Genomic DNA, 14,762 nt, shown 5'->3' with positions numbered 1-14,762 from the left:
TCCGGACCCCTGCGCCGCCCGGCTACCGTGACTGATATGCGTATCGCACTCGGCCAGTTGCTTAGCACCCACGACTCGCAACACAACCTCGAGCGCGTCCGCGAGCTCGCGCGCCGCGCGGGGGAGGACCGCGCGGATCTCCTCGTGCTGCCCGAGGCCACGATGTTTGCGTTCGGTCGCAGCCTCAAGGACGTCGCCGAACCTCTCGATGGGCCATGGGCCACGGCGGTCTCCGAGCTCGCGCGTGAGCACTCGGTCGCGATCGTCGCCGGCATGTTCACCCCCGGCGACGGTGATCGCGTGCGCAACACCGCGGTGATCGCCCTCCCGGACGGCACCGTGCGCGGCTACGCCAAGATCCACTTGTACGACGCCTTCGGCTTCCTGGAGTCGGACACCGTGGACCCCGGCGACGAACCGGTCACCTTCTCCGCGGGCGGCCTCACGGTGGGCGTCGCCACGTGCTACGACATCCGCTTCCCGCGTCTGTTCACGCGATTGGCGCACGACGGCGCCGTGGTCACCGTTCTCGGCGCGTCCTGGGGGGATGGGCCGGGCAAGGTCGCGCAGTGGGAACTGCTGGCACGCGCGCGAGCCCTGGACACGACGTCGTACGTGGTGGCCGTGGGACAGGCGAACCCCGAGTCGGTGGGGGAGGAGAACCCGGACAAGGCGCCGCGCGGTGTGGGGCACAGCCTGGTGGCCGCGCCGGACGGTTCCGTGGTGGCGCGGCTGGGAGACGCCCCGGACTACACGGTCGTGGACCTGGACCCGGAGCTCGTGGAGTGGACGCGCAAGGCCATCCCGGTGCTGCGCAACGCGCGCGAACTCTGAGACCCGGGAAGCTGTGCGCGGTGGGTGAACGAGCGCTGACAAGGCTCGCGGCCCGTGCCTACAGTGGGCAGTAGCACGTCATAAGCCCCTGACTTGTGGGCGTGGACCGTCATACTCGAGCAGTCCGGAGGTCAAAATCATGGCTGATGCCACTCAGAACAACCACCCCGTCCGCTTCGCCGTGGTGGGCGTGGGACAGATCTCCCAGCAGGCGTTCATCCCCGGGCTCTCCCGGATCGAGGACGCGGAGCTCGCGGCCTTGGTGACCTCGAGCCCGGAGAAGGCAGAGGCGCTGGGTCAGGAATTCGGTGTGGCCACCTACTCCTACGAGGAGTACCCGGCGCTGCTGGAGTCCGGTGACATCGACGCCGTGTACGTGGCCACTCCCGTCTTCCGCCACCGCGAGTTCGCGGAACCCGCACTGAAGGCCGGGATCCACACCCTGCTCGAGAAGCCCATGGCCACCTCCGTGGAGGACTGCCAGGCCATCACCGATGCCGCGAAGCAGAGCGGGGCCACCCTCATGGTCGCCTACCGGCTGCACCAGGAACCCGCGACCGTGGAGATGATCGAGAAGGTCCGTGACCAGCAGGTCATCGGTGACCCGCGGTTCTTCACCGCGACCTTCTCCCAGGACATCACGGAGGAGAACCACCGCGGTCACTCGGGCTTCTGGGGTGGGCCCATCCCCGACATGGGCACCTACCCCCAGAACATGGTCCGCAACCTCTTCCACGACGAACCCGTGGAGGTCTACGCCAAGGGAGTCCGCACCCCGGGCCGCGAGTTCAACTTCGACGACACCGTGGCCGTGACCCTCACCTTCCCGGGTGAACGGGTGGCGCAGTTCACCATCAGCTACGCCTCCGAGTCCGCCGAGCAGTTCACCGTGGCCGGGACCAAGGGCGAGATCAGCGCGCAGCCGTGCTTCGGTTTCGGTCCGGGCGTGGGCATCGAGTACACGCTCACCCAGGAGGGCTCCTCCGAGAGCTTCGCCCACGACCCCGTGGAACAGTTCGGTGGCCAGACCCAGTACTTCGTGGACTGCCTGCGCCGGGGCGAGGCCCCGGAACCGGACGGCGAGGAGGGCATACTGGACGTGCGCGTGAACGAGGCCGTCCTCGAATCGCTCGAGACCGGCCGCCCCGTCACGCTCGAGCCCTATCAGCGAGAACGGACGGTGACCTCCGGGCAGGTCCGCCGCGTCACCCCCGCGGACGAACCGGAGGACGACGAGCTCGTGGACCAGGTTCCCCAGAACGGCTGATCTCCCGCATCCCGGGCCCCTCGACGAACGGACAGCGCTGCCATGACACACCAGTACATCCATGAGACACGGTTGTCCCAACCCCGGGAGCGGGTCTTCGCGTGGCACGAGCGCCCCGGCGCCCTGCCCCGCCTGACCCCGCCGTTCGGTGGGGGCCCCGACCAGGTGCGCCAAGCACCGTCGGACGGGATCGAACCGGGCTCAGAAGCCAAGCTGGGGATCTCCGTGCCCGGGACGTTCGGCATGGTGCACCTGCCCTGGACAGCCGAACACGGTGAGTGGGATCCGCCGCGGTACTTCACGGATCGCATGGTCAGCGGGCCGTTGGGGGAGTGGGAGCACCGGCACGTCTTCGAGGAGACGGAGAACGGCGGGACCCTGGTCCGGGACCAGGTCACGGTGCGCCCACTGCCGGAGTGGGCGGGCAAGCTCAACGACCTGGGTGAGCGCGTGATGACGCCGCAGCTCGAGCGGATCTTCGCCTACCGGGAACGCCAACTGCGTGCCGACCTGGACTTCCACGACCAGCACGACGGGCCCCGGCTCACCATCGCGGTGGCCGGTTCCTCCGGGCTCGTGGGCACCCAGGTGTGCGCGCTACTCGAAACGGGCGGGCACACGGTGCTCCGCCTCAAGCGCGGCGGCGCCACCGGTGAGGGTGTCATCGGCTGGGACCCGGACGAAGGGGTGCTGAACCCGCACGATCTGGAGGGGGTCGACGTCGTCGTCCACCTGGGCGGCGAAAGTATCGCTACACGTTTCACGCCCGCGAAGAAGCACGAGATCATGCGCTCGCGCGTGGACAGCACCAACCTGCTCGTGCGCGCGCTGGGCCAGGTGTCGGCCGAGAAGCGCCCGCGCGCGCTGGTGGTCGCCTCCGCGATCGGTTACTACGGCACCGGGCGGGGGGACGAGATCCTCACGGAGGACTCCGCGTCCGGGGACGGTTTCCTCGCGGAGGTGTGCCGGGAGTGGGAACGTGCCGCGCACGGGGCCGCCGTGTACGGCATGCGCGTGGTCAACGTCCGCACCGGTCTGGTGCTCTCACCCACGGGTGGCCTGCTAAAACCGCAACTGCCCCTCATGGAGGCCGGTCTGTCCGGGCCCATGGGCGGCGGGAAGCAGTGGCAGAGCTGGATCGGCCTGGACGACATGGCCGGCGCCGTGGCCCACCTTGCGCTGAGCGACGACGCCGAGGGCCCGTTCAACGTGGCCGCCCCCGAACCCGTGCGGCAGAAGGAGTTCGCCAAGACCGTGGCCGGTGTGTTGCACCGCCCCGCGGTGGTCCCCACACCCCTGGCCGGTCCCAAGGCCGTTCTGGGGGCGCAGGCCACCGAGGAACTCGTGGCGGCGAGCCACCGGGTGGACGTCGGCAAGCTCCTGGCCAGCGGGTACCGGTTCCGCAACGAGGACCTGCGCAGCTGCGCCGAGCACATCCTGGGGCGCACCCGCTGACGCTGAGCCCGCCGCTCAGGTGTGAACGCGGAACGCCGCGGGGGCAGAGCTCCACCGGTCGGGCGGTGTCCCTCTCCTCCCCGGGAGCGGATTCGGTATCCTTTTCCCGTGACATCTCAACACAACCGGCCCGCAGCGTACTTCGGTGCGCTCCCCTCGGCCGATGACAAGGAGTCGGACAGTCCCGGGCAGCGCCGCTGCTCCCCTGACATCCGCTCGTTCGGTTCCCCGTTCCCTTCCCGCGCCAATGCGGTGTGCAGTGAGGTGAGCTGGTGCTGACGGCCTGGCTGCTCCTCCTCGTCTTTCTCCTGCTGGTCCTCGCCAACGCCCTGTTCGTGGCGGTCGAGTTCTCGTTCCTCACCGTGGACCGCCAAGCGGTCCAACGCGCGGAGGCCGAAGGCGACAAGCGCGCCAAGACCATCGAGCAGAGCCTCAAGAAGACCTCCACCAACCTTTCCGGTGCCCAATTGGGCATCACCGTCACGAGCCTCATGGCGGGCTTCCTCACCGGTCCCAGTCTGGGCACCCTGTTCACCGAGGGCCTCGGGTGGACCGGCGTGCCCGACGCCGCTGCGGTGGGTATCGCGACCACCGCCGCGTTCATCGTCGCGACCTTCACGCAGATGGTGTTCGGTGAACTCGTCCCCAAGAACTGGGCCATCGCGGACCCCCTGCGGGTCACCCACGTGGTCGTGCTGCCGCAGAAGATCTTCATGGTGGTCTTCGGCTGGCTCGTCACCATGCTCAACAGCTCCGCGAACGCGGTGCTGCGCATGCTCGGTTTCACGCCCACGGAGGAAGTGGCCAACGCGCGCACCGCGGAGGAACTCGCGTCCGTGGTGAGCCGCTCCGGGCGTGAGGGCACGTTGGATGCGGGCACCGCGGAACTCGTGGCCCGGTCCATCGAGTTCGGTGACCGCACGGCCGCGGACGTGATGCGTCCCCGCCCCCGGGTCACCTTCCTGGACGCGGACGACACCGTGGAGCACATGCTGCTCACCGCGTCCGAGTCCGGTCACTCCCGGTTCCCCGTCACAGGGGAATCGGTGGACGACATCGTGGGCGTGGTGCACTACACCCACGCGCTCGCGGTTCCGTTCGAGGAACGCGCGGTGGTGCGCGTCGCGGACGTGTGCGTCCCCGCGGACGTGGTCTCCGAATCCATGACCCTGGACCCGCTCATGCGTCAACTGCGCAACAAGGGTCTGCAACTGGCCGTGGTCGTGGACGAGTACGGCGGCACCGCGGGCATCGTGACCCTGGAGGATCTCATCGAGGAGATCGTGGGGGAGATCGACGACGAGCAGGACACCCGGGTGCAGCGCTTCCGCCGCACCCGCGACGGTGGCCTGGTGGTCTCCGGACTGCTGCGCCCGGACGAACTGGGCGACGTGCTGCGCGTGGACATGCCCGAGGGCGAGGAGTCCGACACCCTGGGCGGTCTCATCGCCGAGGAACTGGACCGGCTGCCCAGCGTGGGCGACAAGCTCACCCTGGAAGCGATCGACCACATCCACCGCGACGACGACGACCTGCCCACCAAAGCGCAGATCCACCTGGCCGTGGTGCGCATGGACCAGCACCGCGTGGACCGCATCATGGTGCACCGCGAAGGCGGTAATCCGGACGAACGGGGCGGTTCGACATCGTCCACGTCCTGGCGCCCACCCGGGCGACCGGACCCGCTGGGCGGTGAGAACCGCGACCCCGAGACCGCGGAGGAATTCCGGGTCTCGCACGGCGACCGTGTGGGCGCCGCCGGTTTCCACCGGGACGAGGACGTGTCCGTGGAGGACCCGCGTGAGGAGCAGCAGCGATGACCACGAGTACCGCCATCATCGTCCTGGTCCTGCTTCTGGCGGGCAACGCCTTCTTCGTGGCCAGCGAGTTCGCGATGGTCTCGGCCCGCCGCGACCAGCTCGAACCCCGCGCCTCGGACGGATCCAAGTCCGCGAAGTACGCCCTCAAGGGCATCGAGAACGTGTCCGTGTCCCTGGCCGCCACCCAGCTGGGGATCACCGCGTGCTCCCTGCTGATCGGTGCCGTGGGTGAACCCGCGATCGCACACCTTATTGAGATGCCCCTCGAGGCCGCGGGCGTGCCGTCCGCTCTGCTGCACCCGATCGCCCTGGCGATCGCGCTGCTGATCGTGACCTTCCTGCACATGGTCCTGGGCGAGATGGTGCCCAAGAACATCGCCATCGCGATCCCCAGCCGCGTGGCCCAGGTGCTCGGCCCCGTGTTGCACGGCTTCGTGGTGGTCTTCCGCCCCACCATCTGGGTCATGAACGAGACGGCCAACCACCTGGTGCGCTGGCTGTTCAAGGTGGAACCCAAGGACGAGGTCGCCTCGGCTTTCACGTCCGATGACGTCCGCGGTTTCGTGGCCGAGTCCGGCCGTGAGGGCCTGCTCGACAACGACGAGATCCGCTTGCTCACGGGCGCGCTGAACTTCGAGAACAAGACTGCCGCCGACGTCGCCCTGCCCCTCGCGGGCATGCGCACCGTCCCGTCCGACATCACCGTGGCCGGGGTCGAGCAGTTGTGCGCGGAGACGGGCTTCTCGCGCTTCCCCGTGCGGGACGTGAACGAGCGGCTCATGGGCTACGTCCACACGAAGGACGTGCTGGGGCTGCCGGAGACCGCTCGGGAGCAACCGATCCCCGCGGCCATCATCCGCCGCTTCGCGCGCGTGGCCCCGGAGGACAAGCTGCGCAAGGTCACCCGCACCATGCAGGCCAACGGCGCGCACTTCGCGCTGCTGGGCCAGGTGGCCCGGGACTCGCGCACCACGGACGAGTCCGTGTACATCGTGGCGCTCGAGGACGTGCTGGAGGAGCTCGTGGGCGAGGTCCGCGACGCCACCTCCAAGGCCGATCAGGACTCCGCCGCATGAGCCCGCGGAAGCTGTACCGGATCGCCGCGACCGCCGAGGCCGTCACGTGGGCGCTGCTGATCCTGGGCATGATCGCCAAGTACGGATTCGGTGCCGGTGACTTCCCCGTGCGCCTGGCCGGGGGGATCCACGGGTTCGTGTTCCTGAGCTACTGCGTCTCCACCGTGGTGGTCTGGACGGACCGGCGCTGGCCGGCCGCCACGGGCGTGCTGGGCCTCGTGCTCTCCGTGGTTCCGTTCGCCACGGTGCCGTTCGAACGGCACGTGGAGCGCAAGGGCCTGCTCGCGGACGCGTGGCGCGTGGCCCCCGCGGGTCACGCGCGCACCGGGGCCGGCACCACGTCGGACGGACGGGTTGCGGGGGACGACGACGCCCGCGCCACCTCCGCCACCCCTGGCGGGGTCCCGAGCGGGCTGCGTGAGCCCGCCCGCACTCCCGCGGAGCGGCTGCTCGCGGTCATCCTGCGGTGGCCCGTGCTCTCCGCCCTGGCCCTGCTGGTGTTCGTGGTGGCGCTGTTCTCGGTGCTGCTCACCGCGGGCCCGCCCACCGAGTGGTTCTCCTGAGGGGAGCCTCACGGTGGCCCGCTCATCCCCTCACATGATGCACACCGCAGGCCCCGCGGATAGTGTGCTGCGGTAATGGCTGCACACATCCGGTTGGCCCGCTGGGCGGAGGACCACCCCCACACGAGCAACGCCGTGCTCATGACCATGGGGCTCATGCTCACGGTGTTCTTGTTCCTGATCGCGCTGAACGACCCCTTCTCGTGGTGGTCCACGCTGGCGTGCGCCGTGCCGCTGTACTTCCGCCGCGCCGCGCCCGTGGCCACGGCGTACGCCCTGGGTGCGCTGGCCGTCGTGTCCCTGCTCGCGTTCAACGTGGCGACGATCGCGCTGTGCATCTGGGCCGTCCCGTGCGTGATGTACACCGTGGCCATGCGCTCCCCCACGGGAGCGCGCCGCAGCGTGCTCGTCGCGGCCCTCGTGGGCAGCGCGGTCTTCGGGTTCACCAGCCGGGACTGGTTCCTGGGCGTGCTGGGGGAGTACACGACCCCCCAGTGGATCGCGGCGGGCACCATGTTCGCGCTCATCGCCGCGGCGTTCGTCATGGTCTCGTTCCTGATGGGAGACCTGGCGCGCGAGCGGCGTCGTCGTCGGGAACAGCTCGAGGACCGGGCGCGACGGCTGCAGATCGAACGCGAGCAGGAGGTCCGCCTGGCCGCGCAGGACGAGCGGGCGCGGATCGCGCGCGAGATGCACGACGTCGTGGCGCACTCGCTGTCCGTGGTGATCGCGCAGGCGGACGGCGCGCGCTACGCGGCGGCGTCGGACCCGAAGGTCGCCACGAAGACCCTGGGCACCATCGCGGACACCGCCCGCGGGTCCCTGACGGAGATGCGCAAACTGCTGGGCGTGCTGCGCACCGAGGACGGGACGGGCACCGCGCCGATCCCGCAACTCGGACAGATCGGTCACCTCGTGGAATCGGTGCGCGGGGCGGGGCTGCCCGTGGAGTACCACGTGAGCGGGGAGGCCCGGTTGAGCACGGGGGCCGAACTAACGCTCTACCGCGTGGTGCAGGAGGCCCTGACCAACGTACTCAAACACGCGTGGCAGGCCTCGTCCGTGCGGATCGTGATCGAGCACCGGCCCGAGTTCTCGTGGGTCGAGATCACCAACAACGGCGTGAAGGGCGCGTGCCGGGCGCCCGGTGCGGGGCAGGGCCTGCAGGGGTTGCGCGAACGCGTGAGCCTCTACGGCGGTCGCCTCACGGCCGGCCCGCACCCCGACCGGCAGGACGTGTTCATGGTCCGAGCGACCCTTCCCACGGAGGAACGATGACAGCAACCGCTTCCGACGCCGTCCGTGTCCTGATCGCGGACGACCAACCCCTCGTGCGCGGCGGGTTCCGCATGCTCGTGGCCTCCCAGCCGGACCTCGCGGTCGTGGGGGAAGCGGACGACGGCGCCGCGGCCGTCGACTTCGTGCGCACCCACGCGGGTTCGGCCCTGGCCCCGGACGTGGTCCTCATGGACGTGCGGATGCCCGGCACGAACGGGATCGATGCGACCCGGTCCGTCCTGCACCTGGACCCGCGAGTGCGGGTCATCGTGCTGACCACGTTCGACCTCGATGAATACGCCCTCGAGGGCATCCATGCCGGGGCCAGTGGCTTCCTGCTCAAGGACGCCCGGCCCGAGGAGCTCCTGGAGGCGATCCGCACGGTCGCGCGCGGGGACGCCGTGATCGCGCCGTCCACCACGCGCAGGTTGCTGTCGCACCTCGTGGCCGGTGCCGCGGGGGCCGATGCGGTGCGTGACGACCCCGCCGTGACGGGTGTCGCCCGGGCCGGTATCGGCCAGACCGGTGTCCCTCAGGCGGATGCCTCCCGGGCTGACGCCCCCCGGACCGACCCCGCTCGGAACGGCGCGGCCGGTGCGGGCGGACCCGTTCCGGAGGTGCTCCACACGTGCCCCCGGGACCCGTGGCGGGACCCCCGGTTGCGCACCCTCACCGCGCGCGAACGGGAGGTGTTCGAGCTGATCGGCAATGGTCTGTCGAACGGGGAGATCATGGCGGAGCTGTTCCTGTCCGAACCCACCGTCAAGACGCACGTGTCCCACATCCTGGCCAAGCTCGGCGCGCGGGACCGGGTGCAAGCGGTCGTCATCGCGTACGAGACGGGCGTGGTCCTACCGGGTTGAGTCTCACACCCTGGGATGACCCGCTGGCCCCGGTGGACCGGGGTCACACCCGGGTCTGAGGCGGGGCGGCCCAGCGTTCCTACCCCGGCCCGATGTGTCCGGAACCGGATCCGAGCACAGTGGGAGCATGACCTCTTCACACTCGTCCCTCGAACGTTTCAACGCCCCGCCGTGGGTGGAACCGCCCCGGCGGGCCACGCCCGGTCTCATGGCCATGAGCTCCTCCATGGGCATCCCCTCGTCCGGTGCGCAGCACGCGGGCGGCGTTACCTCATCCGATGCCCCGTGGGGTGGCGTGGCCACGGTCGGTGGTGCGCGCGGCGAGTCCTCCGTGGGGATCCGCCCCGCGCCGTTGGCTGTGAACGCGGCTCATGTGTCCCGCACGTACGGTTCCGGTGGTGCGCGGGTGTCCGCGTTGCGGGACGTGAGCCTGCAGATCCCGGTGGGCACGTTCGTCGCGGTCATGGGCCCGTCCGGATCCGGCAAGTCCACGCTCGTGCACTGCCTGGCCGGGCTGGACGTCCCCGACAGCAACCCCGAGACCTCGATCGTGGTGGGCGGCCAGGACATCACGGGGCTGTCCGACGACCAACTGACCCGCTTCCGGCGCGACCACGTGGGATTCGTGTTCCAGGCGTTCAACCTGGTCCCGACCCTCACCGCTCGGCAGAATATCGAACTGCCGCTGTCCCTCGCGGGCAAGGACGCGGACCCCGAGATGCTGCGGGCACTGTGCGAGACCCTCGGGATCACCGAGCGCCTCGAGCACCGCCCGGACGAGATGTCCGGTGGTCAGCAACAGCGCGTGGCGATCGCGCGGGCGCTGCTGTCCCAGCCGGACGTCGTGATCGCGGACGAACCCACCGGGGCCCTGGACTCGGCCACGTCCGCCGAGGTGCTCGCGCTGCTGCGTCGCTGCGTGGACGAACTGCACCAGACCGTCGTCGTCGTCTCGCACGACGCCACTGTGGCCGAGGCCGCGGACCGCGTGGTGCGCGTGCGGGACGGCCGCATCGTGGCCGACGACGCCCCGGCGGGTGAGCTCTGATGCTGCGGGTGGTAACGTCCCGGTTGCGGTTGCAGTGGACCCGTTACGCGCTCGTAGTCGTGTGCGTGGCGGTGTCCGCGGCGTTCGTGACCGCGGCCCTCGGGCTCGCGAGCACGCTCTCGGCGAGCATGGCCGCGACCGCGGCGGCACCGTTCCGCAACGCGGACGCCGTGGTGCTCAGTCCCAACGAGGAACAGGCGCGGGCCGAGGCGTCCCCGCAGCAACTGCGGGAGATAGAGACCCTGCCCGGGGTGGAGCACGCGTGGGCCCCGCACATCAAGGCCACCGTGCCGGCGGGCACCAAGGCCGGCCCGGACGGCGCCGGGACCACGTGGCTCGGTGACGTGCCCCGGGACACGTCCCTCGCGCCGGTGGCTCCGGAGCAGGGCGCGTTCCCGACGTCGCCCACCCAAGTCCTTGTCTCGGGCGCCACGGCCGAGAAATTCGGTGTGGGGGTCGGGGACACGCTGCGCCTGGCGCAGCCGGACAACCCCTCGGGCGGATCGGCGCAGTACACCGTCAGCGGGATCACCGCGCGGGGCACGCCCCCGGGGCTGCCCCACGTGTACGCGACGGCGCAGGGCATCGAGCGCGTAGGCGGGACCTCCATCCCGTCCACGTTCCAGGGCTCGGCCGTGCTGCTGCGGATGAATGGGACGCCCGATCAGGGCCGACTGGACTCGCTGGCGCCCGAGGTGAACCGGATCCTCAAGACGGGCGCCGGCGGGACGCCCGCCCTGACGGTGCAGACCCCGGAGGAGGTGGCCACCCAGAACGTCAAGAACATCGCGCAGGGGACCAACGTGCTCGCGGTGTTCCTGGGGCTGTTCGCGGGACTTTCCGTCCTGGTCGCGCTGCTCGTGGTGACCAACACCCTGTCCGTGCTCACCACGCAACGGGCCCGTGAGCTCGCGCTGTTGTGCTGCGTGGGGGCCACCGGGACGCAGCTGCGTCGGGCGGTCATGCTCGAGGGCCTGGTGATCGGCGTCGTCGCCTCCGCGCTGGGGGTCGCGGGCGTGGTGGGCCTCGTGGCATTGCTGCGGGCCGTGGTGTCCCTGGGGTCGGTCTCGCTGACGCTGGCCCCGCGGGACGTGATCGCGGGACTGGTCACCGGCGTGCTCCTGACCCTCGTGGCCTCCCTGGGCCCGGCGCGCCGCGCTCGCGGTGCGGCGGCACTCGACGGTCTGCGCGGCTCCCGCGCCGCCGACGGTATTCCGATGCTGCGCGTGATCTCCGGCGCCGTGATCCTCGTAGTCGGTGCAGGAACCCTCGTGTTCGGTGCGCTGACCCACAACCCGGGACTGGGTATCGCGGGCGGACTCGCGTCCTTCCTGGGCGTGGTCATGACGTCGCGGGCGTACGTCCCGGCGCTCGTGCGCGGCGCGGGCAGCGTGCTGCCCGGTGGGATCGCCTCGAAGTTGGCTGCGACCAACGCGGCGCGGTACCCGGGGCGCACGAGCACGACCGCCACGGCCCTGCTGATCGGGGTGCTGCTCGTGGCCACGGTGCTCACGGGTCAGCACGTGGCCCGGGTGAACCTGCTGGACCAGCTGGACCGGGAGCGTCCGGTGGATATCGCCGTTCCCATGACGGCCGGACCCCTCAGCGAGCAGCAACTCACCGAGTTGCGGGCCCTCCCGGACGTCCTGGGCGTCCAGACGTCCGGGGACCTGCCGTACGGGGTGAGCGCGACGGTCGACGCCGCTCAGCGCCTCGACGTGCAGGAAGCCACCAAGCTGGAGGAGTCCGTCGCGAAGATCCTGCACGTGGGCACGGATCAGCTGGGTGGTGCTTTGCTCGAGAAGGCCGGCTACGTGAACCTCCTGGACATCCTGCTTGCGGTGGTGCTGGCACTGCTCGCGGTGGCCGTGGTGGTCTCCGTCCTGGGGATCGCGTCCACCACGTCCCTGTCCGTGCTGGAACGCTCCCGGGAGAACTCCCTGTTGCGCGCGCTGGGGTTGTCCAAGCGGCAACTCGGGGCGCTCATCCGGCGGGAAGCCCTCGTGATCTCACTCGTGGCCACCGTGGTGGGCCTGGTGGTGGGCTGGCTCTTCGGGATGCTGGGGGTGATGTCCCTGGTCGTGGAGGGGATGACCGTCCGGCCCGTGGTGCCGTGGGGTGGTTTTCTGCTCATTTTGGCCGGTGCGGTGGTGGTGGCGGTCATCGCCTCCGCGCTGCCGGTGCGACGGGCCACGAAGCTCAATCCGGTGGAGGGGATGGCGCGGGTCGACTGACCCGTTCGCTCCGGCACGGCGGCGCCCTGAACGGCCCCGCCACAAAGCCCCGGTTGAGTACCGCGAGGTGCTCGGCCGGGGCTTCGTCACGAGTCCCGCGTCAACCGATCCGCGGTGTCCAGCAGGCGCTGCAGGATCTGCTGCTTCTCCTCCGGGTCCTCCGGCAGCAGACCCATGGACGCCCGTTGGTAGAGCCCGTCCCCCATGCACTGCACGGCCGTGGCGATCATCGGGTCCCCCACGTCCTCGAGGACCACGCGGTACCACTCCCGGGTCACGCGCTCGCACGTCTCGCGGGCGCCGGGCTCGCCGGACTGCACCATGCGGAAGGCCACCATGAGGCTGCGGTCCAGGGGGCTGTCCTCGTAGAGGGAGGTGGCCAGGAACTCCCGTGCGGCACCCCGGGGGGATTGCGTGAGGCGGGTCAGGTCCTCGCGGGCCATCTCCTCGCACCGGGCCAGGGCGGCGTCCACGAGCGCTTGCCGGTGGGGGAAGTGGTAGAGCAACCCGCCCTTGGACACCCCCGCCCGGGCGGCGACGGCGTCCAGGGTCGCGGCACGTTCGCCCTCCGACAGCACGAGGTGTTCGAACGCGGTGAGTAGTTTCTCGCGGGCCACGGGTTTGCGGGGCATGGGTGTAGTGAACCTCACGGGGTGGGAATCATTGCCAGCCTAACCATGTTAACTGTACCGTCTAGACGGTAAAGACTTGGCGAGAGGCTCCTGTGAAGGAGCTCGGTACAACCGTGTACGGCTCGCACACCCGAATCCGCAGCTCTTCTCCCAGGAGGTTCCACGTGTCCGTGATGGTCGATCAACACCGCAAGGCCGATGCCCGTGGCTGGGCCGCCCTGGGCGCCCTCATGTTCCCGGTGCTCCTGGTCTCCGTGAACAACACCGCCCTGAGCTTCGCCCTGCCCGCGATCTCCGCGGGGCTGCGTCCCACCGCAGCGCAGCTGCTGTGGATCGTGGACATCTACCCCCTGGTCCTGGCCGCCCTGCTGATCCCCATGGGGAGCCTGGGGGACCGGATCGGGCGGCGGAAGATGCTCATCATCGGTTCCTCGGGCTTCGGCCTGGTCTCCCTGGGCGCGGCCTTCGCCCCGAGCGCCGAATGGCTGTTGGCCGCCCGCGTGGGGATCGCCGTGTTCGGTTCCATGCTCTTGCCCACCACGCTGTCCCTGTTGCGCACCGTGTTCCAGGACGATCGCCAGCGCAGCCTTGCCATCGCGATCTGGACGGCCGGGTTCAGCGCCGGCGCCGCCCTGGGTCCCATCGCCGGGGGCTTCCTGCTCAACCACTTCTGGTGGGGCTCGGTATTCTTGCTGGCTGTCCCGGTGCTGATCGCGTTCCTGATCGCGGCCCCGTTGCTGCTGCCCGAGTCCCGTGACCCCCACCCGGGACCGGTGGACCCCGCGTCCATCGTGCTCGCGATCCTGACCATGGCCCCGATCGTGTACGGCATCAAGACCATGGCCACGGGTGGCTCCGCTCTGCACGGTGTGCTGTTCATCGCCGTGGGTGCGCTGTCCGGGTTGTTGTTCGCGCGCCGCCAGGTGGTCAAGGACTACCCCATGCTGGACCTGCGCTTCTTCCGCAGCCCCCGGTTCTCGGGCGGGTTGTCCGTGAACGTGGTGTCCAACGTGGCGATGTTCGGGTTCCTGTTCTTCCTCACCCAGCACCTGCAGCTGGTCAGTGGCATGGACCCCATGACCTCCGGTCTGTTCATGGTCCCCGGGCTGCTGCTCGCGATCGTCGCCGGGCTCACCGCCGCGAAGCTGGCCTACACGATCGGATTGCGCAACGCCGTGGTGCTGGGTCTGTTGCTCGTTGCCCTGGGCTTCCTCCTGGTGTTCTTCACCGATCAACAGGCCTCGGCGCTGCCGGTCCTGGGCGGGTTCACCGTGATGAGCGCGGGTGTGGGTATCGCGACTACACTGTCCACCGACCTCGTGGTCTCGTCCGTGTCGGAACGCAAGGCCGGAGCGGCGTCGGCCGTGTCCGAAACCGGGTACGAGGTGGGCGCCGTGCTCGGCACCGCCGTGCTGGGTGGTGTGACCACCGCGTTCTACCAGGCCCACTTGGACCTGCCCGCGGCCCTGGATCCCGCGAGCGCGCAGACCGCGCACGAGACGCTGGGTGGCGCCCTGGAGGTGGCCGCTCAGTCGCCGTTGCAGGCTTCGATCGTCGACGCCGCCACGGCCGCCTTCTCCTCCGGCATGCAGTGGAGCTCGCTCGTGGGCGGTCTCATGGTGCTGGTCGTAGCCATGGTCCTGGTGCGCGTGCTCCGCGCGGACCGTCGCATGCCCCGCACCCACTGACCGG

General features: G+C 70.1%; 13 protein-coding genes. 12 read left to right on the top strand and 1 reads right to left on the bottom strand.

The features are described from left to right. The first annotated feature begins 36 nt into the window (after positions 1 to 36). The 11 genes from HBK84_RS11785 (at position 37) to HBK84_RS11735 (ending at position 12,438) form a co-directional block, all read left to right on the top strand. Positions 37 to 834 (top strand): carbon-nitrogen hydrolase family protein, encoded by a 798-nt coding sequence (locus HBK84_RS11785; RefSeq protein WP_167318986.1) that lies wholly within the window; start codon positions 37 to 39, stop codon positions 832 to 834. 139 nt (positions 835 to 973) lie between these two features. After that, a complete protein-coding gene (locus HBK84_RS11780) occupies positions 974 to 2,101 on the top strand; it encodes a Gfo/Idh/MocA family protein (RefSeq protein WP_167318985.1) in 1,128 nt (375 codons plus the stop codon). Between the two features lie 42 nt (positions 2,102 to 2,143). Next, positions 2,144 to 3,556, top strand: coding sequence for a TIGR01777 family oxidoreductase (locus HBK84_RS11775; protein ID WP_064847114.1), 1,413 nt, complete (start codon positions 2,144 to 2,146; stop codon positions 3,554 to 3,556). Between the two features lie 108 nt (positions 3,557 to 3,664). Next, positions 3,665 to 3,835, top strand: coding sequence for a hypothetical protein (locus HBK84_RS11770; RefSeq protein ID WP_167318984.1), 171 nt, complete (start codon positions 3,665 to 3,667; stop codon positions 3,833 to 3,835). Continuing rightward, complete coding sequence (locus HBK84_RS11765; protein ID WP_167318983.1) at positions 3,829 to 5,376, top strand: hemolysin family protein; 1,548 nt, start codon at positions 3,829 to 3,831, stop codon at positions 5,374 to 5,376. Before HBK84_RS11770 ends, HBK84_RS11765 begins: the two co-directional genes overlap by 7 nt. Continuing rightward, the gene (locus HBK84_RS11760) at positions 5,373 to 6,452 is read left to right on the top strand and encodes a hemolysin family protein (RefSeq protein ID WP_167318982.1); all 1,080 of its coding nucleotides are present in this window, start codon (positions 5,373 to 5,375) and stop codon (positions 6,450 to 6,452) included. The genes HBK84_RS11765 and HBK84_RS11760 overlap by 4 nt, the downstream gene beginning before the upstream one ends. Continuing rightward, positions 6,449 to 7,015, top strand: coding sequence for a DUF3817 domain-containing protein (locus HBK84_RS11755; RefSeq protein ID WP_167318981.1), 567 nt, complete (start codon positions 6,449 to 6,451; stop codon positions 7,013 to 7,015). Before HBK84_RS11760 ends, HBK84_RS11755 begins: the two co-directional genes overlap by 4 nt. Before the next feature lie 75 nt (positions 7,016 to 7,090). Further along, entirely contained in the window at positions 7,091 to 8,293 is a 1,203-nt protein-coding gene (locus HBK84_RS11750; RefSeq protein WP_167318980.1) for a sensor histidine kinase, read from the top strand. Continuing rightward, positions 8,290 to 9,156, top strand: coding sequence for a response regulator transcription factor (locus tag HBK84_RS11745; protein WP_167318979.1), 867 nt, complete (start codon positions 8,290 to 8,292; stop codon positions 9,154 to 9,156). Before HBK84_RS11750 ends, HBK84_RS11745 begins: the two co-directional genes overlap by 4 nt. Before the next feature lie 127 nt (positions 9,157 to 9,283). Next, positions 9,284 to 10,204, top strand: coding sequence for an ABC transporter ATP-binding protein (locus tag HBK84_RS11740; protein ID WP_240919001.1), 921 nt, complete (start codon positions 9,284 to 9,286; stop codon positions 10,202 to 10,204). Then, on the top strand, positions 10,204 to 12,438 hold the full coding sequence (locus HBK84_RS11735) for an FtsX-like permease family protein (RefSeq protein WP_167318978.1): 2,235 nt from the start codon (positions 10,204 to 10,206) through the stop codon (positions 12,436 to 12,438). Before HBK84_RS11740 ends, HBK84_RS11735 begins: the two co-directional genes overlap by 1 nt. Positions 12,439 to 12,524: 86 nt before the next feature. On the opposite strand, the gene HBK84_RS11730 is transcribed toward HBK84_RS11735, so the two are convergent. Beyond that, positions 12,525 to 13,070 carry a TetR/AcrR family transcriptional regulator gene (locus HBK84_RS11730; protein ID WP_144933104.1) on the bottom strand — a complete coding sequence of 182 codons (546 nt, stop codon included), beginning with the start codon at positions 13,068 to 13,070 and terminating at the stop codon, positions 12,525 to 12,527. 173 nt (positions 13,071 to 13,243) lie between these two features. Between HBK84_RS11730 and HBK84_RS11725 the strand changes: the two genes are divergently transcribed. Continuing rightward, positions 13,244 to 14,758, top strand: coding sequence for an MFS transporter (locus HBK84_RS11725; RefSeq protein ID WP_167319217.1), 1,515 nt, complete (start codon positions 13,244 to 13,246; stop codon positions 14,756 to 14,758). Positions 14,759 to 14,762 lie beyond the last annotated feature (4 nt).

Source organism: Kocuria sp. KD4 (assembly GCF_011769905.1).
Classification (GTDB): Bacteria; Actinomycetota; Actinomycetes; order Actinomycetales; family Micrococcaceae; genus Kocuria; species Kocuria marina.
Note: the sequence above shows the minus strand (reverse complement) of the source record. Positions and strands in the feature narration are given on the sequence as shown.

Excerpts from the sequence above, each read along its gene's own strand:
- HBK84_RS11785 (WP_167318986.1), top strand. The coding sequence starts at position 37 with ATGCGTATCGCACTCGGCCAGTTGCTTAGCACCCACGACTCGCAACAC.
- HBK84_RS11780 (WP_167318985.1), top strand. The coding sequence starts at position 974 with ATGGCTGATGCCACTCAGAACAACCACCCCGTCCGCTTCGCCGTGGTG.
- HBK84_RS11775 (WP_064847114.1), top strand. The coding sequence starts at position 2,144 with ATGACACACCAGTACATCCATGAGACACGGTTGTCCCAACCCCGGGAG.
- HBK84_RS11760 (WP_167318982.1), top strand. The coding sequence starts at position 5,373 with ATGACCACGAGTACCGCCATCATCGTCCTGGTCCTGCTTCTGGCGGGC.
- HBK84_RS11755 (WP_167318981.1), top strand. The coding sequence starts at position 6,449 with ATGAGCCCGCGGAAGCTGTACCGGATCGCCGCGACCGCCGAGGCCGTC.
- HBK84_RS11750 (WP_167318980.1), top strand. The coding sequence starts at position 7,091 with ATGGCTGCACACATCCGGTTGGCCCGCTGGGCGGAGGACCACCCCCAC.
- HBK84_RS11745 (WP_167318979.1), top strand. The coding sequence starts at position 8,290 with ATGACAGCAACCGCTTCCGACGCCGTCCGTGTCCTGATCGCGGACGAC.
- HBK84_RS11740 (WP_240919001.1), top strand. The coding sequence starts at position 9,284 with ATGACCTCTTCACACTCGTCCCTCGAACGTTTCAACGCCCCGCCGTGG.
- HBK84_RS11735 (WP_167318978.1), top strand. The coding sequence starts at position 10,204 with ATGCTGCGGGTGGTAACGTCCCGGTTGCGGTTGCAGTGGACCCGTTAC.
- HBK84_RS11730 (WP_144933104.1), bottom strand. The coding sequence starts at position 13,070 with ATGCCCCGCAAACCCGTGGCCCGCGAGAAACTACTCACCGCGTTCGAA.
- HBK84_RS11725 (WP_167319217.1), top strand. The coding sequence starts at position 13,244 with ATGGTCGATCAACACCGCAAGGCCGATGCCCGTGGCTGGGCCGCCCTG.